Here is a 21,088-nt window from a genome sequence, read left to right on the forward strand (position 1 = left end):
TGGACCCGCTCCACCGCCGCCTCACCCGAGGGATGCTCCGCACCCGCGAGACGTTTACGAAGATCGGCCAATTTACCCGCAGTGGTATGGATATCGGGTTCGGTTGTCGTCATGCAGATGTCCCCTACGTTGTGTGAAAAGCCGGGTACGGATCGTCAGTTGCTTGCGAGCGATCGCGCGATGACCAGACGTTGAATCTGGTTGGTGCCCTCGAAGATCTGGGTGATCTTGGCGTCGCGCATGTATCGCTCGACGCGGAAATCCCTGGTGTAGCCGTAACCGCCGAACACCTGAACTGCATCGGTGGTCACCTTCATGGCTGCGTCCGTGGCGATCAGTTTTGCGACGGAAGCATTGCGGGAGTACGGAAGTCCTGCGTCCCGGCGGCGGGCCGCATCGAGATAGGTAGCGCGGGCGGAATCGACCGCAGCCGCCATGTCCGCCAGTACGAAGCCCAGCCCCTGATGGTCGATGATCTTCTTGCCGAACGCAGTGCGCTCCTGGGCGTACTTCACGGCATCGTCGAGTGCTGCCTGGGCGATTCCTACTGCGACAGCAGCAATTCCGAGCCTTCCGGCGTCCAGCGCACTGAAGGCGATCTGCAGCCCTTGGCCCTCCGCTCCGATTCGCCATTCGGTGGGTACGTGCACGTTGTCGTAGTGCGCGGAGGTCGTCGGGATCGCATGCAACCCCATCTTCTCCTCGGGCTTACCGAAGCTCAACCCCTCGGTTCCGTTCGGAACGAGGAAGCACGAGATCCCCTTCGAGCCTTCTCCGGTGCGGGCGAAGAGGTTGTAGAAATCAGCCACACCGCCGTGCGTGATCCAGGCCTTCGATCCGTTCACCGTGTAGCCACCGTCGGTCGCGGCGGCCTTGCAACTCAGCGCCGCTGCGTCGGAACCGGCCTGGGCCTCGGACAGCGAGTACGCACCGATCTGTCCGCCGCCGAGCATGCCGGGGAGCTTGTCTTCCTTCTGCTGATCGGTACCGAACGCCATCATGGGATAGCAGGCCAGACCGTGCACGCTCACCGCCACTGCAACTGCGGCCCAACGTGATGCCAACTCTTCGAGAACCTGCAGGTAGACCTCGTACGGCTGGCCGCCACCGCCCCACTCTTCGGCGTACGGCAGGCTCAGCAGACCCGCCTCGCCCAGTGTCGCGAACACCCCGTCCGGGTAGGTCTCATGGCGTTCGTGTTCGTCGACGATCGGGTCGAGTACCTTGTCCGCCACATCTCGGGTGAGCGCTATGAGGTCACGTGCTTCAGCGGTGGGCAACAGGCGATCGACGGGCACGGACAACCTCCGGGACTTTTCAGCATCAGTACTGCAGGGTGATCCGCAGTACTGATGCACAGTACTGCACAAGTCGATGCAGTACCATCCTTGATGTGAACGCACCCGTGACCTCGCACGCCACGGCGCGCCGTTCCGAGCTCTTCGACCAACTCGTGAGTCTGTTCTTGGCCGAGGGATTCGCACACCTGACACTCGACACCATCGCGGCACGGCTTCGCTGCTCCAAGTCCACCCTCTACACCCTGGCGTCCAGCAAGGATCAGCTGGTCGGCGCAGCTACAGTGCACTACTTCAAGTCCATGACCACCCAGGTCGAAAATGCGGTCGCCGAGGTGGACGGCACCCGCAATCGCATCACCACCTACCTCACCGCCGTCGGTGCTGCTCTGGAATCGGCATCCGAACAGTTCATGACCGATCTGGCATCGCTCGAGTCGGCGCGTTCGGTGTACGAGCGCAACACCGCAATCGCCGCACGACGCGTCCAGGAGTTGATCAGCGAAGGAGTTGCCAGTGGCGAGGTACGTGACGTGCACGCGGCCTTCGTCGGCGACGTCGCGTCCTCGGTCATGGTCCGAATTCAGACGCGAGAAGTGTTCCGATTGACCGGCCTGAGTGACGGAGATGCGTATCTCGAACTGGCAAAATTGCTTACCGCTGGAATCGGCGCGTAGCAGCGGAGTCGGGAATGAAACCACCCCGACACGTGCTGAAGTACAGTGAATATGGTTGATCCTTCAACGAAAGAGCACGTGATGAAGAAGATCGGATTCCTGTCCTTCGGTCATTGGTCCCCGTCCCCGCAGTCACAGACGCGATCGGCGTCGGATGTACTGCTGCAGTCGATCGACCTCGCGGTGGCGGCCGAAGAACTCGGGGCCGACGGCGCGTACTACCGCGTGCACCACTTCGCCAACCAGCTTGCCTCTCCGTTTCCGCTGCTCGCCGCCGTGGGGGCCAGAACGAGCACCATCGAAATCGGTACCGGCGTCATCGACATGCGCTACGAGAATCCTTTCTACATGGCCGAGGATTCCGGCTCTGCCGACCTCATCTCGGGCGGGCGGTTGCAACTCGGGGTGAGCCGAGGATCGCCCGAACAGGTCATCGAGGGTTACCGGTACTTCGGATACTCCCCCGCGGAGGGCTCCGATCATGCAGACATGGCTCGCGAGCACACCCGCATCTACCTCGATCTCCTGGAAGGCAAGGGCTTCGCTCAACCGAACCCGCGGCCGATGTTCCCCAACCCGCCCGGCCTGCTGCGCCTGGAACCTCACGCACCGGGTCTGCGCCAACGCATCTGGTGGGGTGCAGGCACCCGCGAGACGGCCGAGTGGACAGCACGCCAGGGCATGAACTTGATGAGCTCGACCCTGCTGAGCGAAGACACCGGAGTGCCCTTCCATCAGTTGCAAGCCGAGCAGATCGAACGTTTTCACAAGACGTGGAGCGACGCAGGCCACGACTTCGCTCCTCGAACGTCCGTGAGTCGCAGCATCTTTCCGATCGTGAGCGACCTGGATCGCGCCTACTTCGGACGGGAGGGAAGCGGCGACGACCAAGTCGGCTACCTCGACGGCGGCAAGGCCCGGTTCGGCAAGACCTACGCAGGTGAGCCCGACCGACTGATCGAAGAACTCGCCGCAGACGAGGCGATCGCCGCCGCGGACACCCTCCTGCTCACCGTTCCGAATCAGTTGGGCGTCGATTACTGCGCTCACGTGGTGGAGACACTGCTCCGCGACGTGGCCCCCGCACTGGGGTGGCGCTGATCACTCCATGACGAGGCGCGATTGGTTTCGGTGGATACGGGTACTGGCAGCAGGTTCACCCACCACCACCTGCCAGGAGTTCCAGTGCTCAAACGCGACGTATCCGCGCGCCTCGATGTAGACATCACCGCAGCCACCACACTCGAATTCCAGATCGCGATTGCTCCGCACCCGGGCACGACGGTCACCGAATCACTGTCCTTCGTCCTCGACGGCAAACCCATCGAGGCAAAGGAAGTGAGCGGGCCGCACGGCAACCGGATTCACGTCATGCCCGCCGATGTCGGCAACCTTCAGGTCTCGTACGACGCCACGATTCTGGGTAACACCACCCCGGCACCGGTCACCGACTACGACATGTCGCTCTATCTGCGACCGAGTCGGTACGCCGAGGCCGACAAGTTCTACGGTTTCGCCGCCACCGAATTCGGCGACTACGCGGACTCCGAGGAACTGCTGGCGAAGATTTCCGCGTGGGTCGGCGCTCGGCTGAGTTACGTTCCGGGAAGCAGTGATCCGATCGACGGTGCTGTCGACACGTTGCTCGCCGGACAGGGCGTCTGCCGGGACTACTCGCACCTCGTGGTCGCCATGCTGCGTGCGGTCAACGTTCCGGCCCGCCTGGTGGCGGTGTACGCGCCCGGCTGCGATCCGATGGACTTCCATGCTGTCGCCGAGGCGTTCGTGGGCGGCCAATGGCGTGTTGTCGATGCCACCTGCCTCGCCCCCCGCTCCACGTTGGTACGAATCTCCGTCGGTCGCGATGCTGCCGACACCGCATTCCTGGACAACCACAAGGGTGCCATCACGTTGAACAGTTCCGTGGTCACCGCCGTGGTCGACGGTGAGCTCCCCCAGGACGACATCACCGAGCTGGTCTCCCTCACCTGATCTTTCGACCGAACGCCACCGCGATATGAGCTACATCACAGTGGCGTTTGTTTTCGCGCGCGAAAACCGACTATCTATCCGTTACCAACATTCACAGCCACCTGAAAGGCGAACACCATGAGCTTCATCGACAAGGCCAAGAACGCAGCAGAAGACGCCATCGGCAAGGCGAAGGAAGTTGTGGGCGACGCCACGAACAACAAGGACCTCGAGGCCGAGGGCAAGAAGGATCAGGGTTCGGCAGGCGTGAAGAAGGTCGGCGAGAACATCAAGGACACCTTCAAGTAACCACCCCAGCTCATCGAGTGCCGCCGATCTCGATGATCGGCGGCACTTGCACTTCATCCCACTTTTCACACCGGAGAACGGAAAACCCCTCATGACCACATCGACCGACACCACGACCACCAAGCGCCGCGGCGGATTCGCCTCGAAGCTCGCCCTGCTGATCACGCTCGTACTGGTCGCCGCACTGGTGATCTTCGTACTGCAGAACACCGTGCACACCACGATCAACTTCCTGGGCTGGAACTTCGATCTCGGCCAAGGAGTCTCGCTGCTCGGCGCAGCCGTGGTCGGTGCCGTCATCACGCTGACCGCTACCGCCGCACTGAAGGTTCGACGCGCAGTCCGCTGACCGACTCCCACACGAAAGGATCCTTCCGATGCTTCCCTTGCTGGCACGCAAGTACCTGTACCGCTACCTCATCGTCGCGATCGGGCTTCCCATCCTCGCTCGCACGTTGGCCTTCGCCGGGCAAAGCCTCGAAAAGCGGACGGGGAAAGACAACTTCGTGTCGAAGGGACTGAAGTCGGCCGGCAGATTTGCGCAGAAACGGGCCGACAAGTCGCAGGGCAAGAAGGAACGCAAGTCTCAGCACGCCCTGCGCTAGGCCCGCCGACGAGTACGTCGACCGGTTGTACCGGCCGTGAAGGCGCCGGTCGAGGTCGAGTCGATCAATGTCCAGCCGGGTCGGTCAGCGACTTGCCTTCCTGAGCCTTGACGCGCTTGCGCTCCAGGAGAACCAGGGCAATCCCGGCCACGAGCAGAACCGGCGCGGCAATTGCCCCGATCCACACCCACCCGGTGAATCCGTACCCTGCCGCGGTGAGAGTGAGGCCGAGGCTCACCAACGCGACTCCGATGCAGATGTAGCCCGGCCAGTTGCGGGTGTCGACGATTGCCTCACCCGCGTGGCCGCGGGTCGTCCGATCGTCGTCGGTTGCCCCGGCGTCGGATTCGCTCGTGTTCTCGTCTGCCATGTGGATCCTCTCCGGATACGGACCGTTCGTCCCATTCGAGACGAACCGTCCACGTCGGCTGCCCGCTGGACCTCGGCGGTAAACCTGACGTCGGATCGGACGGTCAGTCGTGCCAACTCACAGCAGCGAACGGAGCACGGCTCGCGAGCCGGCCGACGATGCCGGCGTGCGCGAAGTTCTTGGCCGTCGCCACGGCGTCCAGCACGTCCGCGCCCTTGGCCAACTCCGCGGTGATGGCTGCGGCGAATACGCAGCCCGCACCCGACACACGTTCTTCGCCCACTTTGGAAGCACGGAGCACGGTGAGGTCGGACCCGTCGTAGACGACATCGACGGCCTCGCCGCCGGGCAGCCCGGCACCACCCTTGACCACCACGTAGCGAGGTCCGAGGTCGGCGATTCTCTTCGCGGCCTCGCCGAGCTCGTCTACGGTGGTGATCTCGTCCATCCCGGACAGCGTCTGCGCCTCGAACAGGTTCGGGGTGATCACGGTGGCCAGCGGAAGAATCTCGCGCCGGAGCGCATTGTCGGTGTCGAGCGCGGCACCGGGCTCCTGGCCTTTGCAGATCAACACCGGATCGACCACAACGTGCCGCCACGACTGCCGACGCAACGAGTCGGCCACCGTGTCGACGGTGTCCGGGGTACCGAGCATACCGATCTTGACGACATCGAGATCGTGTGCGGCAGTGGCGACTTCGATCTGATCGGCGATGACCGACCTGTCGATGGGAACGAATCGATGACCCCAGCCGGACTTCGGATCGAACGACACGATGCAGGTGATCGTTCCGACGCCGTACACCCCGAGCCGCTCGAATGTCTTGAGGTCTGCCTGCAGACCGGCACCGCCGGTAGCTTCCGAACCTGCAATGACATACGCGATTGTCGACATGCACTCAGTATGACAATCCTGGATCGCCCGTGAATCAGGTGGTCGACATCCGATTGGGTCCGGCTGTTTCGGGGCATACGTCGAATTCGGTTCGGCTCACCGAGCGACCGACGACACCGCGCAGCACATCGACTTCGAGCCCAGGAGTAGCGGAGCACGATCGCTGATCGTGCAATCACGCCCAACGACCAGAGTCCCGGAGGCCGAACAGTGCCCACCAGCAGGAACACGACAGCCAGTTGCGACGAGGTGTGGGACGTTCTCGCGAACGGATGGAGCTACGCGACATGGGTTGTCGGTGCTTCCCGAATTCGCGCCGTCGACGGCAACTGGCCCGCTGCCGGAAGCTCGATCCATCATTCGGTCGGCACCTGGCCCGCGGTACTCAGTGACGTGACCCGGTCGGTGGGAATGCACGCCGGTCGTGAACTCCAGCTGGAGGCGCGTGCACTGCCGTTCGGAAAGGCGTCGATCACAGTGCGGTTGCACCCGATCCCCACCGGATGCCGCATCGAGATCATCGAACATGCGATCACAGCACCGTTCGACCTGGTGCCGGACCGTATACAACATATTCTCGCGCATCCACGCAACGCCGAGGCTTTGCGCAGACTTGCACTCCTGGCCGAGCGGTCCACCGCGCCGTGACCAACACTCCACTGCGACAAGCAGTCTCGGGGAGAATGTTGTTCGTATTCATTCTCGGCGACGTGCTCGGTGCCGGAATCTACGCTCTCGTCGGCGAGATCGCGGGTGAGGTCGGCGGAGCCATTTGGCTTCCCATGCTCGTCGCCCTGCTGATGGCGCTGCTCACCGCTGCCTCGTATGCGGAGTTGGTCACCAAGTACCCACGAGCAGGCGGCGCAGCCGTGTTCGCGCAACAGGCGTACGGAAAACCTCTCGTGTCGTTCCTGGTCGGGTTTTCGATGCTCGCCGCAGGCGTCACCAGTGCCGCCGGGCTTGCGCTTGCCTTCTCGGGCGATTACCTGGGCGTGTTCCTCGACGTGCCGGCCGTCCCCGCTGCAGTGGTCTTCTTGCTGCTGGTCGGGTTGCTCAACGCGCGTGGAATCACCGAATCTCTCCGGGCCAACCTCGTCATGACAGTGGTCGAGGTGTCCGGACTGGTGGTCGTCATCGCCCTTGCCGGACTCGTACTGAGCCGCGGAGACGGCGTGCCGTCGCGCGTCCTCGAATTCACCGACGAGACAACCCCGACGCTGGCCGTGCTCGGGGCGGCCCTGCTCGCGTTCTACTCGTTCGTGGGCTTCGAGACCTCGGCGAACATCGCCGAGGAAGTCGAGGACGTGCGCCGGGTCTACCCACGAGCCCTACTGGGCGCCGTCACGGCGGCCGGTGTGGTGTACGTGCTGGTCGGGCTCGCAGTCTCGACCGTCGTGCCTGCCGACAAGCTGTCGGAATCGACAGGCCCACTGCTCGAGGTCGTCGCCGCCGCAGACGCCGGCATCCCGCCGTGGGTGTTCAGCCTCGTCGCGCTCGTCGCGGTCGCCAACGGCGCGTTGCTGACGATGATCATGGCGTCGCGACTGACGTTCGGGATGGCGCGCGACGGTCTGCTCCCCGGAGCGCTGGCCAAGGTTCTCCCCGGACGCAAGACACCGTGGACTGCCATCGTGGCCACCACCGTCGTCGCAATGGTTCTCTGCACAACCGGATCTGTTGCGGCACTGGCCGAAACCGTGGTGCTGCTACTGCTGTTCGTCTTCGTCAGCACCAACGTCGCAGTGCTCGTGCTACGCCGCGATCGCGCAGACACCGACCATTTCCGAACGCCCACAGCACTTCCCGTTCTCGCGCTGATCACCTGCGCTGTACTGCTGACCCAACAGTCGGCGGCAACGTGGCTGCGCGCCGGACTGCTCCTCGCGGTGGGGGTCGCACTGTACGTCGTCGGTACAGTCCTGACCAGGAAGACCACGACCGAGCAGAGGAGCGCTTCCCGATGACCACCACCGAGGTCGACGCGATTGTCATCGGCAGCGGTCACAACGGGTTGGTAGCGGCCGCAGCGATGGCCGACGCAGGCTGGGACGTGGTGGTCCTCGAAGCCGCCGAGCACCCAGGCGGTGCCGTGCGCAGTGCCGAGCTCGTTCCGGGTTTCACCAGCGACCTCTTCAGCGCCTTCTACCCGATGGCGCTCGCATCGCCTGCCATGACCGCACTCGAGCTCGGACGACACGGGTTGCAGTGGTCGCACTCCCCTGCGGTGTACGGCCATGCACGGTCGGCACAGGACACCGACGCTCCGGTCGTCCATCACGACGTCGAGACCACGGCGGCGCTACTGTCCGAACACGACGCGCGAGACGGCGACACCTGGCTGCGGCTCTTCGAGCAGTGGGAGCGCATTCGCAAGCCGCTCCTCGATTCACTGTTCGGACCCTTTCCGCCCGTGGCACCCGCAGCACGGCTGGTCCGCACCCTCGGGGTGCCCGAGACACTGCGTTTCGTCCGATTCGCGGCCCTTCCGGCCCGGGTGATGGCTCACGAGTTGTTCCACAGCGAAGCCGCGCGTTGCTTGCTGCTCGGCAATGCCATGCACGGCGACGTGCCGACCGATGCCCCCGTCAGCGGAATGATGGGCTACCTGCTCACGATGCTCGCCCAGGACGTCGGCTACCCCGCCCCGGTCGGTGGATCATCGGCGCTGACCGACGCTCTGATTCGCCGAGGGGCCGCATCGGGTGCCGCGCTCGAATGCGGACAGCTGGTCGAATCGATCGACGTTCGCGGCGGTCGCGCGCGTGCGGTGCACACGGCGGCCGGAGACACGTTCCGTGCGCGCAGGGCAATCGTCGCCGATGTATCGGCACCGGCACTGTACGGCTCACTGCTTCCGTTCGACGCAGTTCCGCGTCGAGTGCACGACGACCTGCGCACCTTCGAGTGGGACACCCCGGTGGTGAAGGTCAACTACGCCCTCGATCATCGAATACCCTGGAACTCACCGTCTTTGGCGGATGCAGGCACAGTTCACCTCGGTGCCGACGACAACGGCCTCGTCCACTGGGCCGCCGATCTCACCACCGGAGTTCTCCCACAGAGCCCGTTCATGCTGTTCGGCCAGATGACCACTGCCGATCGAAGCAGGTCGCCGGAAGGTACCGAAAGCGCATGGGCCTACACCCATCTACCGAGAGGCGTCGTCGACGATGCCGCGGCCGACACCGTTGCCGACCGTGTGGACAGAGTTCTCGATGCTCATGCACCGGGATTTCTGGATTCGATCGTCGGCCGGGTCGTGCAGCGACCGAGCGATCTGCACGGTGCCGATCCCAACCTGTACGGCGGCGCAGTGAACGGTGGGACCGCACAGCTTCAGCAGCAATTGATATTTCGACCGACTCCGGGGCTGGGACGGTCGGAAACTCCCGTCGAGGGTCTGTTCCTCGGTTCTGCATCGGCGCACCCCGGTGGCGGGGTACACGGAGCAGCAGGCCTGAACGCTGCTCGGGCAGCGCTCGGGCAGCGCGGCGTGCGAGGTTGGATGAAGAAGAAGGTCACCAGTTCGCTCATAGAGCTGCTGACCAGGTGACGGCGTTACCGAACCGATACTTGTCGTTACCGATTCGTGATCTGCGGCAGAGCCTTCCGCAACTACGCACTGACATTGTTGAAAGCACAACAACTCAGCGTCTCGCACCGCACGGGCACACCGATCGGAGCGAGCGCTTCGGGGAAGAGGTAAGGACATGCTGACGAGCACTGCAACCATGGAACGCTCCCTCCGCGACGACGAAGGCGTCTTCCGACTCGAGACAGTTCGCACTTCCGACGGCCTCGACACACTGCGCGCATTCGGCGAGCTGGACATGTCCACTCGTGCCGAATTCGTCCACAGCCTCGACTGCCTCGCGTCCACGTCGGATCGGGTGGTGGTCGATCTGTCGCAGGTGTCGTTCATGTATTCGGGTGTGGCCAATGCGATCATCGATGCGACGTACGCGCATCCGGGCAAGATCGCCGTATTCGCACCTGCACGATCGGTTCGTATGGTTCTGGACGTGCTCGGTGCCGGCGGGTTGTTGATCGACAGTTTCCGGTCGTGAATCGCACTCGGTAACAGGTAACGTCGCAGACATGTCAGAGGAGCCGACCGGAGGGCCGTTCGAGATCGTGTCGGCTGCGCACGACTCGACAACCGTACTCACTGTTCGAGGGGAATTGGACCTCGACACCATCCCCACACTGTCTGCCACGGCGTTTCCTGCGGCCGACACCGCCAAGGGGGGCCTGGTCGTGGACTTGACCGATGTGAGCTTCCTGTCGTCGAGCGCGATCACAGTGTTGGTGCGCGTGTGCGATCGACTGCCGGACGCCTCGCGCATGGCGTTGGTTGCGGTGAACGGCGTCGTCGTTCGGCCCGTGCAGCTCAGCGGAATCGATCGCGTGATGGCCACGTTCACCACCGTTCCTGACGCCGTTGCGCACGTGCAGTCGTCGACTCGCAGCGGCGAGGCCGACCGATGACACCACATCCCCGGTCGGAGCGTAGATCGTGACCGAGAGCAATTCGGGGTCAGCCCCTCTGCGTTGGAGTCACACAGCCCAGGCCGAGCCGACCACGGCAACCACGCTTCGGCGGCGGCTGCGCGGCTGGGTGCTCGAACTCGGAGTGAACAGCGCTCTGGTGGACGACATCGTGCTCGGGGTCTACGAGGCGCTCGCCAACGTCGTCGAACATGCCTATCGCGCGTCCCCCGAAATCGGAACGATGACGATCACCGCGGCGTACGACCACGAGACGCTCACCGTGACCGTCTCCGACACCGGAACGTGGCACCCACCGACACCGACGACCACTCGTAGCCACGGCCTGCAGTTGGCCGCCGCAGTATCGGACGAGCTGTCGGTCGATCATCGACCCGGTCTCGGCACGGTCGTGACCGTCGCGTGGAGCAAGCCGCTCGCCGCGGCCCGCCCCAGCGGGTCATCCCACCGCGCGACCTGATCAGGAGGAGTACCCATGACCGCTTCGGCTGCCGAACTACTCGCCTCTGCGCCCTGCGGAGTGTTCTCGGTCGACGTCGCCAGCGGCAGAATTCTGTACGCGAACGTGGCCGCCTCTCGAATCACCGCCCGCAGCCGTGACTCGCTGGAGGGAACCCCCGTGGCAGACCTCTTCGGTACCGAATTCGCGCCGGTGCTGGCCGGCCTGCTCGACGCTGCATCCACATCCGATTCGGACGTGCCGATCGGGACTGCAGCCCAGCTGACCGGCGCGCCGGGGCGAGCGTCGTCCACTGCGGTGTCCGTGCTGGCGAACAGACTTCGTTCGGAGTCGGGCGCGATGACCGTCACGATGACGCTGCACAACGAGACGGAACGCCGAGTGCGCGAGCAGGATCTCGTCGACGCCCGTATTCATGCCGAGGCGGCTCAGGACGATGCCGAAGCAGCCCTCGATCGATCCCAGGATGCGCTGGGAGCATCGGAGCAAGCCCGAAAGTTGGCCGAGGCCGAACGGACTCAGGTTCAGATCTTGGCGTCGACGCTTCAGCGGACTCTGCTACCACCGATCCTCTCCGCGCCGACCGGCATGAACGTCGCAGCCCACTATCACCCCGCGTCCCTCGATGAAGTCGGTGGTGATTTCTACGATGTGTTTCCACTCGACAAAGACACGTGGGGCTTCTTTCTCGGTGACGTGAGCGGTAAGGGTGCCGGTGCCGCCGCCGTCACGTCACTGACCCGGTACACCTTGCGGGCCGCGGCAGTGTTCGACCGCAACCCGATCTCGGTGTTGGAGAACCTCAACACCGTTCTGCATCACGAGTTTCACGGCGACGACCCGAGGTTCTGCACGGTGGTGTTCGGCACCATCACTCCGCAACCGAACGGCGCGGTGGTGCACCTAGCAAGCGGCGGGCATCCACCTGCGATACGCGTAACCCACGACGCTGCAGTCGATTTCGTCGACACCACCGGTGGGCAGCTCGTCGGTGCCCTGTCCGAGCCCCACTTCGAATCGGCATCGGTGACGCTGCGGGCCGGTGACGTCATGGCGTTCTACACCGATGGGCTGACCGAAGCCATCGTGGGGCCCGGCCGAACTCGCTTCGACGACAACGGCAACCTCGAGACCTTCGTCGCCGAGATGGGGCCCACCACTGCTCCGAAGATCGTCGACGACCTCACCACCCTGCTGGCGTCGTTCGGAGACGGACTTCAGGACGACGTGGCTCTGCTCGCCTTCGACGTCCCACTTCCCGACACAGACTCTGTCGAGGCATAGTTGTCGTGGAGTGCGTCGATCAACGAGACAATATTCCGGACAGGAACACTTTCAGCACATTGTCGGCGACTTCTTCCGGGGATTCTCCCGATCGCGTCAGCGATCTGATCACCACATTGTTGGCGAGCACGGTGGCCAGTTCGACTGCGGACACCTCGGTAGCGAAGTCGCCTCGGAGCTGACCGCTCTCGAGAATCGGGGTCAGTGCCGACGGCACGGGAAGGTGTTCCCTGATGGTGGTGACGGTACCGGGCTCGTGAAATTGCTCGAAGCTCAGCGCAAGCAACATTCCCGAGCTCATGGCCCGGTTGCGCGACACGAACTCCGCCAGACGATTCACCGAACGCACTAGAGCGACAACCGGTTCCACGTCGAGCCGAGCATCCGCGCGACCCAGCCGGAGTACACGCTCGAACTCGGGGGTGAGTGCGGCGACGATGATGTCGACTTTGCTCGGAAACAATCGCTTGAGATCGGTGACGGTGAGCGAGGACGCCGACGCGATGTCCGCGAGGGTGACCGAGAAGTATCCGTGCTCCGAGAACAGCGTCTCGGTGGCCACGATGACATCGGATTCGATGTCGCCCCTTGCCGGATCGAGGGATTCGAGCGATGGCAGCGCATCGACCTGCTCGTCGGTACGCTGCCGTCGATCCGAGTGGACCGGGTCCACCGCCCAATCGAGCAACGAATCGATGGCCGTGGCCACGCGTTCCGCGGAGATCGTTCCCGGGCTGAGACTTTCGCGGAAGGCAAGCCCGTCGAGCAGAGCTACGAACACTGTGGAGAGGTCGGCCACCGTCAGCGGCGTTCTCACCGAGCCGCCCACAGCGCGGAGTTTGTGCCGCACTGCGCTCTCGACGGCGTGATCCATGGCATCGAATTCCGGTGCCAACGAGGACCGCGCTCCGGCGTGATCGGAGGCGATCATGGCACCGATCATCCTTTGACGCAGCAGCCCCGAGGTCAGCTGCTCGAAATAGGCCGCGAGATCCGAGGACGGCTGCTCGGCGACGTCATCGGGCGGTGAGTACTCCAACGTCACGTGTGCGAGCAGATCCTCCATGAACGCTTCCTTGCCGCCGCGCTCGCCGGTGCGGGAGGAACCTGGATAGGCATTGTGAAAAGTCTGATGCGACAGTCCTGCTTCTTCCACGACCGCTGCAATGGACAGCGAGCGCGCCAACACCGTCATATCGAGATCGGTCAGCAGGCGGGAACCGGCCCGGAGCAATTGTTCGCGTGGTGTGGATTTCGAGCTCAACGACAACCGCCTACGGATGTTCGATCTGATGGATCGTCGACTATATCAATACACACCACGAGCTGAATTTTTATAAGTGTATAAAGTGCGTTGGATTCGGATGTCGAATTACGCAGTGATCCTCGAACATGATGGTGTTGTTTCATATTTCGCGGCGTGGTCGGATTATCGAAACACCCAAGACGGACAACGGGGATCGAATGCCATGCGGGACACGAACACAGGTGTGACGACCACGACGCTCGAGATTGCGTCCGGTGGGTCGCTTCACCCGTCACAGCGATTTGCGCCTCGGCGAAGCGCGTCGGCGGTGCGCTCCCGAACCACGGCAACCCCCGGCACCGATAGGCCTCGGGTGCCGCAGGTACCGGCCGAGTTCGTCGATCCCGGATTGACCACGCGCGAAATTGCGGTTCTCGGAGCCTGGTTGCGCTGCGACTCCAAGCAAGAAGTGTGCGCTGTGCTGCATATTGCGCTGGGCACGGTGAATACCCATCTGTCCCGTATTCGCGCGAAGTATGCGAGTGTCGGTCGAGCCGCGCCGACCAAAGCGTCGCTGGTGGCGAGAGCACTGCAGGACGGCCTGGTCGCCCTGGACGATCTGTGAGCGAAGGTCGGCACGAGGCGGACAGTGCAACGATGCCCTGCCCGCCCAGGTGACGACGCACGTGGCACACTTCGATCGATGAACGACAAGCCTGTGTTGATGTTGCTGCACGGTGTCACCATGTCGGGAGCAGCGTGGAACGACGTCGTGCCGTTGCTGGCCGAACGGTTCGATGTCATTGCTCCCACCGCGGCCGGTCATCGTGGAGGCCCGGCGCTCGAAGGCGTGGCGACAATAACCGCCGTCACCGATGCCGCAGAACGCGAACTCGACGAGCGCGGCCTGGATGCAGTACACATCGCCGGAAATTCGATGGGCGGATGGATGGCCGTCGAACTGGCGAGACGGGGACGCGCACGCTCGGTCTGCGCCTTCTCACCAGCAGGACTGTGGGAGAAGGATGAGAAGCCAGGTGCCAGCAGAACCACCTTGATCCGTACCAAGAGACTGGCCGACGCGACTCGTCGTCTCGCCCCGTCGCTGATGAGGTTCGGTCTCGCTCGCCGAATTGCCATGCGCGACATCGCAGTCCACGGGGACACAATGACGCCGCAGCAAGCCGTTCGGTCGTTTCAGGATCTTGTCGGGTGTGAGGCAGCGTACGAACTACTGAACACCCGCGAGAGCATGGATCCACTCCTCGACCTGCCGTGCCCGGTCACCGTCGCATGGGCCGCTCACGATCGCATCTTTCCGCCTGCAGAGTTCGTCCCCATTGCCCGGCAGCGCCTCCCTCGGGCCCGGTTCGTCACCGTGCCGGGCGTCGGCCACGTTCCGATGATCGACGACCCGGTTCTGTGCGCACGAACGATCGTCGATTCGATCGAGAACCAGGCGGGCTGACGCGTCCGTCAGGCCCACGGGTCCACACGTCGCCACAGCGTCGGTAGCTCGAGAACGACTCCGTCTCTCAGTGCGCAGTCGGCCAGCACGTCGATCGAGACAGTCATATCGTCGAAGGCGTACGGGAGTGCATGTAGGGGCTTGTGCAAAGGCCGAAAGAAGTTGTCCCAGTGCGTCAGAACGACGCGCCGGGCACCGACGACCGAGACCGTCTCGCGCCAATACTGCTCGATGAACGCTCGCGATTGCCGGCCGAGTTGGCCCATCGACAGATAGACCACGTCTGCGCGGCTTCCGTGGAGCATGCCCACCCGGAAACCGGCGCTGCTGTGGACGAGTGCGGTCCGGCCGCTGGGAATGTGTTCGATCAGCATCGACCACGCCTCACCGCACCGATACTCGCTCACCCGAGCGGGCTGGCTCAGAGGTCGCTCGATCACCCCGTGCGCTCGATCCGGATGCGAGTGAACGGATTCGAAGAATGTGACGGCGAAATTCCCATGCTCGGTCGTTTCACCGTTCTCGACCGCGACGATGCGGTCGTCGGGTAGGTCCGAACCCTGCCCGATGAAACCGGTCGAGGAACCACCGACCAGAACCGCCCCGGTTATCCGAGCCACCGCCGCTGAATCGAGGGCGTGATCGTAGTGCGAGTGGGCACACAGAACAGCGTCGAGCGAGATGATTCCCGCTCTGCGCAGGGCGGCGTCGATGCGCTGCATGTCGGAACGAAGCGGCAGCGCAAGGGTTCTCGCCAGTGACGGGCGCGAGAAGAACCCATCGGTGAGAATCGCGGATTCGCCGTCGTCGAACAACACCGTGCTGACACCGAGGAAAGACACCGTCACCGGCGAGGAAGGAGTCGCCGACGCGGTGGTGGCGATCTCCGACGGGCCCGGCAACGGGGGCCGACCGACGCGTCGGAACACCGTCACGCCTGCGCTGCGAGCGCACGCCCGGCTTGCCGGCCCCCGAAGATGCACCCGCCCAGGAACGTTCCCTCCAGCGAACGATATCCGTGCACCCCACCACCGCCGAATCCGGCAATCTCGCCTGCCGCCCACAGCCCCTCGATCGCTCTCCCCTCGCTGTCGAGAACGCGCCCCTGAAGGTCGGTTTGGATTCCGCCCAACGTCTTTCGAGTGATGATGTTCAACCGCACCGCAATCAACGGTCCCGATTTGGGATCGAGAATTTTGTGCAGAGACGCAGTACGCGCGATGCGCTCCCCGCGCGAACGACGGGAATTGTGAATCGCGGAGACCTGCAGGTCCTTGGTGAACGGGTTGTCGACTTCCCGGTCGCGAGCCTCGATCTGCCGGCGCAAGTCCACCAGGTCGATCAGGTCCTCGCCGGAGACCCTGTTCATTCCCTGCACGAGTTCACCGAGGGTGTCGGCGACGACAAAATCCTCGCCGTTCTTCTTGAACGCCTCGACCGGTGCACTGGCACCGGGCAAGACTCGGCCGAGTACGAGCTTGAGGTTCTTGCCGGTGATGTCCGGGTTCTGCTCCGATCCCGACAGTGCAAATTCTTTCTCGATGATCTTCTGGGTGAGGACGAACCATGAGTACTCGAAACCGCTGTCCTGGATGGCTTTCAATGTTCCCAGTGTGTCGAAGCCCGGGAAGTTGGGAGCCGAGAATCGCCGACCACGCGCATCGAACCACATCGACGACGGTCCTGGAATGATCCTGATTCCGTGGTTCTTCCAGATCGGGTTCCAGTTCTTGATGCCTTCGGTGTAGTGCCACATCCGGTCCTTGTTGACCAGACGTCCGCCGACCTTCTCGGTGATACCGAGCATGCGGCCGTCGACGTGTTCGGGGACTCCCGAAATCAGCGATTTCGGAGCCGTTCCCAGACGAGCCGGCCAATTCTCCCGCACCAGATCGTGATTCGCTCCGATGCCGCCCGCAGTGACGAGCACCGCACCGGCGCGCAACTCGAACTCCCCCACCTCGACGCGAGTACTGCCCGCACCGCGTTCCGCTGCGCTGGGTTCGAGAATTGCGCCGCGCACTCCCTCGACCACCCCTGCGCTGACGACGAACTCGTCGACGCGATGACGAAAACCGAAGCGCACCAGTCCTTTGTCCGCAGCCTCGCGGACACGACGCTCGAACGGTGCGACGACGCCCGGCCCGGTGCCCCAGGTCAAGTGGAAGCGTGGAACCGAGTTGCCGTGCCCGTCGGCGAGGTACCCGCCGCGTTCGGCCCAGCCGACGACAGGAACCCACCGCACGCCCTGCGCGTGCAGCCAGGACCGCTTCTCCCCTGCCGCGAAATCGAGGTACGCCCGTGCCCACTGGTGACCCCAGTAATCCTCGCCGGCGGGATCGTCGATACCCCGATCGAATGTCGCGGTGCCGAGCCAGTCCTGCCAGGCCAGTTCGGCCGAATCCTTGATGCCCATTCGTCGCTGTTCCGGAGTGTCGACCATGAACAGCCCGCCGAGTGACCAGAACGCCTGTCCACCCAGATTCTGCTCGGGCTCCTGGTCGAGGAGAAGCACACGCTTTCCGGCGTCGGCCAATTCGGCGGTTGCCACCAGTCCGGCCAAGCCCGCGCCCACCACGATCACGTCTGCGTCCATTGCCCCACTCTTCTGCTCGACCCGGATGTCTCCTTCGACTGTGCTGAGGTCGCCGCCGGAACTCAAGGAAACCGACTCGAATGACTATAGGATTTATCAGTCACTGACAAGGAGTGGGAGGTGGATCGATGTACCCAGCGCGGGTCGCCGTGGTCGCGAAGATCGAATCGGAGTTGGGCCCCGTCGTCGCATCGGCAGTACTCGCGATTCGCGACGCGATCCCGGTCTACCGATCACTGCAGGGTGCACAGTTGGCCGATGTCGAGGGCATTGCGTATTGGTCACTGAGGCGGTTGATGGCCCTGTGGGCGCACGGCGATCGGACGATCGACGACCGTGACCACAGCAGATTCCGCGCGATCGGTGCCGCGCGCGCCGCGGACGGGCGCCCGCTGGCCGATGTGCTCCGTGCGTATCGAGTCGCGTCGAGCGTGTTCGTTCGGCACGTGACAACCGAGTATCTCGATGTACTCGAACCACCGGACATCGCCGAACTCGGCCTCGGCGTGCTCGACGCCATCGACGCAATCTCCGAGGAAATCATCGGCGCGTACGTCATTGCGCGCGAACAGCTCACAACCAACCGCGCGCAGGCGCACGCCGCGTTGCTCGACGACTTGCTGGCTGCCAGACACAATTCACCCGGGACGGTGTCGGATCGTTCCCGCGAACTCGACCTGAAGCTACCCACGCACCCGAATCTGCTCGTGGTGCAATCGACAGATCCGGGCCGACCCATGTCCGACGACACCGTCGAATCGCTGGTTCTCGCAGTGGGACTCGTTCCCCCGGACCGCACCGCGACGTCGGGTCAGCGGACTCACCTGTGCACTCGACGCGAACAACGCGCGATCGCGTTGCTGCCACCATCGATCCACCGCGCCGAGGCCGACCTCGCGTGTCGAGATCTACTGCTCCGCGGATGCCTCGTGGAGAGATCGACCGTTGCCGGTATCAGCAGTTCGTGGCGTCTCGCCTCGGAAGCGCTGGACACCGCACCGGATCACGCGTTCGACGACCGGGCACTGCTCGATCAGGGTGACGGTCAGCTGCTGGCACTGTTGACCGCGCGCCCCACCGCGGACACGAGCGAGGTGGTACGTACCGTGCTCGGTCCGCTGACCGAGGCGGCGAACGAGCACATTCTGCAGGGCCTTTCGGCCTTCATCTCCACCGGTACGGCAACGGCTGCCGCCACCCGACTACAGGTGCACCCGCAGACTTTGCGCTATCGATTGCGCCGGGCCCAGGAACTGACCGGACGCGATCCGCGATCGGCCTGGCATCGACTGGCCCTCGATACTGCGATACAACTACGCCAACTCGGTTGACCCGGCTCGGCTGAACCCAGCGTCGTCGGTGGTCATACGCCACTGCGACCGTGCCTTACTACTCGAGCCCGAGTTGTGGATCCTAGGATGACCGGTATGTCGGAACAGGTCACGTTTTCCAGCGCAACCGGACCCACCTTGGCAGGCGTGGTCGATGTTCCCGAGGGTGAAGCGCGAGGGTGGGGCGTATTCGCTCACGGATTCACGCTGGGCAAGGACTGCCCGGCGGCGAATCGAATGTGCAAGCAGCTCGCGGCCGACGGCATCGGAATGCTTCGCTTCGACAACCTCGGTCTGGGCCACTCCGAGGGCGACTGGGGCGACGGTTCGTTCTCGAACAAGGTGCACGACACCGTCAAGGCCGTCGAGTTCATGAACGCGACCGGTCGCGAGGTGAAGTTGCTCGTCGGCCATTCCTTCGGCGGCTCGGCGGCCATTGCTGCAGCGCACGACTGTCCGACGGTCGAAGCGGTCGCCATCGTCGCCGCCCCGTTTCAACCCGCGCATGTCGAGCACAACTACGACGCACTCATTCATCGGATCCAGGACGAGGGCGAAGCGCCGTTCCACGCCGGCGGCAAAGCGCTGACCCTCAAACGACAGTTCGTCGACGACGTCCGCAAAGCAGACCTGCGCGAGCGCATCACCACCCTGCGGAGACCGCTACTCGTCATGCACTCCCCCACCGACAACACGGTAGGGATCGACAACGCCAGCGAGATCTTCCAGGCCGCCCGTCACCCCCGGAGCTTCGTTTCGCTCGAGGGGGCCAATCACCTTCTCACCGGCAAGAATCAAGCAGCTCGTGCCGGTCGGATCATCAGCGCCTGGGCGGATCCGTACCTCTGACAGGCGGGATCGAGCGATTCAGTTGATGTTCCACGACTCGACAGCATCCAGTCGCTGGCCGTCGGAGTCGTACGTGTAGAAGCCTTCACCGTCCCCGAGACCGGTCTTTCCCGAGTCGATACCCTTTTGCAGTATGTCGGCAAATTTGACCTGAACCTCGCCACCGTGTGCGCGCGCGATATGTGCTGCGACGTTGAAGCCGACAGTGTCGTATATCTGGAACGGACCGGCGGGTGCCCCGGTGGCTATGCGCCACACGTTGTCGATGTCCGCCGGATTGGCAACCCCGCCGACGTAAAGGTTGGCTCCTGCTTGCAGCAGCGGGATCAGAAGACTGTTCAGCACGTATCCCGGAATTTCCTTTCGGACCGGAACGGGAACGAGACCGATCTCCGAAGTAAAGCTCAGTACGACATCGAAGTAGACAGGATCTGTTGCAGCAGTTGCCATCACCTCACCGGTGTTGTACCGCCACACGAGATTGGCGAAGTGCAATGCAAGAAACTTTTCCGGCCGCCCGGTGGCCTCGGCGAAACTGCTGGGCAGTAGCGACGACGAGTTGGTCACGAAGATAGTTTTCGGCGGAGCGGACGCGCCGATATCCGACCAGACCTTCTTCTTCAGGTCGAGATCCTCCGGAACTGCTTCGATCACCAGGTCGGCGTCCGAAACGGCCTCGGCGACGCTGGTGGTGGTCGTGATGGATTCGATGGCCGCGTCGAATCGCGCCTCGTCGAAAGTCTTCAGGTCACGCTTGTAGTAACCGCGCATCCATTCCCAGCGATCCGGCAGCTTGGCAAGTAGTTCGTCGGAAATGTCGTATCCCACAACGGTTTTTCCGTGGTAGGCAGCCTGCATCATGATCTGCGAACCGAGCACTCCGGTTCCGAATACGGTCACGTTCTCAACATCGGTCATGGACGACACACTTCCCTTTATGGAGTCACTGGTTTCCCGCTCTCCAAGTTCTACCGCTGAGCGCGGAGCCATCGTCTCGTGGGGTCCAACAGTGGACCGACTCGCCCGACGACAGCGCCTTTACACTCCACAGGATCGACGGTTCACGCATACTCGAACGATGGCTGTGGATCCCCGCGGAAGAGACCTGAAGCGCGTCGCGTAAGGCGTTCAGCGAGATGGTGGCCGATCCCGAATATCAGACGGTGACGGCGTTACGGACCGCCGCGTCGAAAGAGGCGGTTCTGCAGGCCACCATCCCG

General features: G+C 63.5%; 24 protein-coding genes. 17 read left to right on the forward strand and 7 right to left on the reverse strand.

Annotated elements, in window-relative coordinates; genetic code table 11:
* Positions 1-155 precede the first annotated feature (155 nt).
* Entirely contained in the window at positions 156-1,298 is a 1,143-nt protein-coding gene (locus CH286_RS01675; RefSeq protein ID WP_037155591.1) for an acyl-CoA dehydrogenase family protein, read from the reverse strand.
* Between the two features lie 95 nt (positions 1,299-1,393).
* Here CH286_RS01675 and CH286_RS01680 point away from each other — a divergent pair, with 95 nt between their 5' ends.
* The 6 genes from CH286_RS01680 to CH286_RS01705 all read left to right on the forward strand — a co-directional run bounded on the left by CH286_RS01680 (position 1,394) and on the right by CH286_RS01705 (position 4,860).
* Complete coding sequence (locus tag CH286_RS01680) at positions 1,394-1,975, forward strand: TetR/AcrR family transcriptional regulator (protein WP_230592549.1); 582 nt, start codon at positions 1,394-1,396, stop codon at positions 1,973-1,975.
* An 81-nt stretch (positions 1,976-2,056) separates the two neighbouring features.
* Complete coding sequence (locus CH286_RS01685; protein ID WP_032377156.1) at positions 2,057-3,076, forward strand: LLM class flavin-dependent oxidoreductase; 1,020 nt, start codon at positions 2,057-2,059, stop codon at positions 3,074-3,076.
* A gap of 84 nt (positions 3,077-3,160) precedes the next feature.
* Positions 3,161-3,967 (forward strand): transglutaminase-like domain-containing protein, encoded by an 807-nt coding sequence (locus CH286_RS01690; RefSeq protein ID WP_052058828.1) that lies wholly within the window; start codon positions 3,161-3,163, stop codon positions 3,965-3,967.
* 117 nt (positions 3,968-4,084) lie between these two features.
* Positions 4,085-4,255: a CsbD family protein gene (locus tag CH286_RS01695; RefSeq protein ID WP_027495724.1), complete on the forward strand. Its 171-nt coding sequence runs from the start codon at positions 4,085-4,087 to the stop codon at positions 4,253-4,255.
* Between the two features lie 91 nt (positions 4,256-4,346).
* A complete protein-coding gene (locus CH286_RS01700; protein WP_032377157.1) occupies positions 4,347-4,604 on the forward strand; it encodes a lipopolysaccharide assembly protein LapA domain-containing protein in 258 nt (85 codons plus the stop codon).
* A gap of 28 nt (positions 4,605-4,632) precedes the next feature.
* Entirely contained in the window at positions 4,633-4,860 is a 228-nt protein-coding gene (locus tag CH286_RS01705; protein WP_037155588.1) for a hypothetical protein, read from the forward strand.
* Positions 4,861-4,924: 64 nt separating this feature from the next.
* On the opposite strand, the gene CH286_RS01710 is transcribed toward CH286_RS01705, so the two are convergent.
* Both CH286_RS01710 and thiD read right to left on the reverse strand, forming a co-directional pair.
* Positions 4,925-5,230: a membrane protein gene (locus tag CH286_RS01710; protein WP_037155585.1), complete on the reverse strand. Its 306-nt coding sequence runs from the start codon at positions 5,228-5,230 to the stop codon at positions 4,925-4,927.
* A gap of 103 nt (positions 5,231-5,333) precedes the next feature.
* Positions 5,334-6,125: a bifunctional hydroxymethylpyrimidine kinase/phosphomethylpyrimidine kinase gene (gene thiD / locus CH286_RS01715; RefSeq protein ID WP_032404113.1), complete on the reverse strand. Its 792-nt coding sequence runs from the start codon at positions 6,123-6,125 to the stop codon at positions 5,334-5,336.
* Positions 6,126-6,335: 210 nt separating this feature from the next.
* On the opposite strand from thiD, the gene CH286_RS01720 reads away from it, so the two are divergent.
* The 7 genes from CH286_RS01720 to CH286_RS01750 all read left to right on the forward strand — a co-directional run bounded on the left by CH286_RS01720 (position 6,336) and on the right by CH286_RS01750 (position 12,378).
* A complete protein-coding gene (locus CH286_RS01720) occupies positions 6,336-6,773 on the forward strand; it encodes an SRPBCC family protein (RefSeq protein WP_094608159.1) in 438 nt (145 codons plus the stop codon).
* The gene (locus tag CH286_RS01725) at positions 6,770-8,089 is read left to right on the forward strand and encodes an APC family permease (protein WP_255182536.1); all 1,320 of its coding nucleotides are present in this window, start codon (positions 6,770-6,772) and stop codon (positions 8,087-8,089) included. Before CH286_RS01720 ends, CH286_RS01725 begins: the two co-directional genes overlap by 4 nt.
* Positions 8,086-9,678 (forward strand): phytoene desaturase family protein, encoded by a 1,593-nt coding sequence (locus tag CH286_RS01730; protein WP_094608160.1) that lies wholly within the window; start codon positions 8,086-8,088, stop codon positions 9,676-9,678. The genes CH286_RS01725 and CH286_RS01730 overlap by 4 nt, the downstream gene beginning before the upstream one ends.
* Before the next feature lie 157 nt (positions 9,679-9,835).
* Entirely contained in the window at positions 9,836-10,192 is a 357-nt protein-coding gene (locus tag CH286_RS01735; RefSeq protein ID WP_052058827.1) for an STAS domain-containing protein, read from the forward strand.
* A gap of 31 nt (positions 10,193-10,223) precedes the next feature.
* Positions 10,224-10,613: an STAS domain-containing protein gene (locus CH286_RS01740; protein ID WP_032404116.1), complete on the forward strand. Its 390-nt coding sequence runs from the start codon at positions 10,224-10,226 to the stop codon at positions 10,611-10,613.
* A 28-nt stretch (positions 10,614-10,641) separates the two neighbouring features.
* The gene (locus CH286_RS01745) at positions 10,642-11,094 is read left to right on the forward strand and encodes an ATP-binding protein (protein ID WP_037155579.1); all 453 of its coding nucleotides are present in this window, start codon (positions 10,642-10,644) and stop codon (positions 11,092-11,094) included.
* Between the two features lie 15 nt (positions 11,095-11,109).
* The gene (locus tag CH286_RS01750) at positions 11,110-12,378 is read left to right on the forward strand and encodes a PP2C family protein-serine/threonine phosphatase (protein WP_037155577.1); all 1,269 of its coding nucleotides are present in this window, start codon (positions 11,110-11,112) and stop codon (positions 12,376-12,378) included.
* A gap of 19 nt (positions 12,379-12,397) precedes the next feature.
* Here CH286_RS01750 and CH286_RS01755 read toward each other — a convergent pair whose 3' ends face one another.
* Positions 12,398-13,642, reverse strand: coding sequence for a TetR/AcrR family transcriptional regulator (locus tag CH286_RS01755; RefSeq protein WP_141215771.1), 1,245 nt, complete (start codon positions 13,640-13,642; stop codon positions 12,398-12,400).
* A 226-nt stretch (positions 13,643-13,868) separates the two neighbouring features.
* Here CH286_RS01755 and CH286_RS28360 point away from each other — a divergent pair, with 226 nt between their 5' ends.
* Positions 13,869-14,249 (forward strand): LuxR C-terminal-related transcriptional regulator, encoded by a 381-nt coding sequence (locus CH286_RS28360; RefSeq protein WP_306436903.1) that lies wholly within the window; start codon positions 13,869-13,871, stop codon positions 14,247-14,249.
* A 78-nt stretch (positions 14,250-14,327) separates the two neighbouring features.
* Complete coding sequence (locus CH286_RS01765; protein WP_094608162.1) at positions 14,328-15,092, forward strand: alpha/beta fold hydrolase; 765 nt, start codon at positions 14,328-14,330, stop codon at positions 15,090-15,092.
* A gap of 8 nt (positions 15,093-15,100) precedes the next feature.
* Here the strand turns inward: CH286_RS01765 and CH286_RS01770 are convergent, their stop codons facing one another.
* Positions 15,101-16,021, reverse strand: a complete 921-nt coding sequence (locus CH286_RS01770) for an MBL fold metallo-hydrolase (RefSeq protein ID WP_052077852.1) — start codon at positions 16,019-16,021, stop codon at positions 15,101-15,103.
* Between the two features lie 2 nt (positions 16,022-16,023).
* Positions 16,024-17,688 (reverse strand): FAD-binding dehydrogenase, encoded by a 1,665-nt coding sequence (locus tag CH286_RS01775; protein ID WP_094608163.1) that lies wholly within the window; start codon positions 17,686-17,688, stop codon positions 16,024-16,026.
* A 128-nt stretch (positions 17,689-17,816) separates the two neighbouring features.
* Here CH286_RS01775 and CH286_RS01780 point away from each other — a divergent pair, with 128 nt between their 5' ends.
* A complete protein-coding gene (locus CH286_RS01780) occupies positions 17,817-19,019 on the forward strand; it encodes a helix-turn-helix domain-containing protein (protein ID WP_141215773.1) in 1,203 nt (400 codons plus the stop codon).
* Positions 19,020-19,115: 96 nt separating this feature from the next.
* Positions 19,116-19,868, forward strand: coding sequence for an alpha/beta hydrolase family protein (locus tag CH286_RS01785; protein WP_032377170.1), 753 nt, complete (start codon positions 19,116-19,118; stop codon positions 19,866-19,868).
* An 18-nt stretch (positions 19,869-19,886) separates the two neighbouring features.
* Here CH286_RS01785 and CH286_RS01790 read toward each other — a convergent pair whose 3' ends face one another.
* The gene (locus tag CH286_RS01790; RefSeq protein WP_094608165.1) at positions 19,887-20,786 is read right to left on the reverse strand and encodes a 3-hydroxyacyl-CoA dehydrogenase; all 900 of its coding nucleotides are present in this window, start codon (positions 20,784-20,786) and stop codon (positions 19,887-19,889) included.
* Positions 20,787-21,088: the final 302 nt, after the last annotated feature.

Origin of the sequence: Rhodococcus sp. WWJCD1 (assembly GCF_002258735.1) — a bacterium.
In the GTDB taxonomy this organism is placed as follows: domain Bacteria; phylum Actinomycetota; class Actinomycetes; order Mycobacteriales; family Mycobacteriaceae; genus Rhodococcoides.

Bases quoted from the DNA above. Each gene is read 5' to 3' on its own strand.
- CH286_RS01765 (WP_094608162.1), top strand. From the start codon at position 14,328: ATGAACGACAAGCCTGTGTTGATGTTGCTGCACGGTGTCACCATGTCG.
- CH286_RS01775 (WP_094608163.1), bottom strand. From the start codon at position 17,688: ATGGACGCAGACGTGATCGTGGTGGGCGCGGGCTTGGCCGGACTGGTG.
- CH286_RS01740 (WP_032404116.1), top strand. From the start codon at position 10,224: ATGTCAGAGGAGCCGACCGGAGGGCCGTTCGAGATCGTGTCGGCTGCG.
- CH286_RS01695 (WP_027495724.1), top strand. From the start codon at position 4,085: ATGAGCTTCATCGACAAGGCCAAGAACGCAGCAGAAGACGCCATCGGC.
- CH286_RS01790 (WP_094608165.1), bottom strand. From the start codon at position 20,786: ATGACCGATGTTGAGAACGTGACCGTATTCGGAACCGGAGTGCTCGGT.
- CH286_RS01705 (WP_037155588.1), top strand. From the start codon at position 4,633: ATGCTTCCCTTGCTGGCACGCAAGTACCTGTACCGCTACCTCATCGTC.
- CH286_RS01700 (WP_032377157.1), top strand. From the start codon at position 4,347: ATGACCACATCGACCGACACCACGACCACCAAGCGCCGCGGCGGATTC.
- thiD (WP_032404113.1), bottom strand. From the start codon at position 6,125: ATGTCGACAATCGCGTATGTCATTGCAGGTTCGGAAGCTACCGGCGGT.
- CH286_RS01785 (WP_032377170.1), top strand. From the start codon at position 19,116: ATGTCGGAACAGGTCACGTTTTCCAGCGCAACCGGACCCACCTTGGCA.
- CH286_RS01710 (WP_037155585.1), bottom strand. From the start codon at position 5,230: ATGGCAGACGAGAACACGAGCGAATCCGACGCCGGGGCAACCGACGAC.
- CH286_RS01685 (WP_032377156.1), top strand. From the start codon at position 2,057: ATGAAGAAGATCGGATTCCTGTCCTTCGGTCATTGGTCCCCGTCCCCG.
- CH286_RS01735 (WP_052058827.1), top strand. From the start codon at position 9,836: ATGCTGACGAGCACTGCAACCATGGAACGCTCCCTCCGCGACGACGAA.
- CH286_RS01780 (WP_141215773.1), top strand. From the start codon at position 17,817: ATGTACCCAGCGCGGGTCGCCGTGGTCGCGAAGATCGAATCGGAGTTG.
- CH286_RS01750 (WP_037155577.1), top strand. From the start codon at position 11,110: ATGACCGCTTCGGCTGCCGAACTACTCGCCTCTGCGCCCTGCGGAGTG.
- CH286_RS01730 (WP_094608160.1), top strand. From the start codon at position 8,086: ATGACCACCACCGAGGTCGACGCGATTGTCATCGGCAGCGGTCACAAC.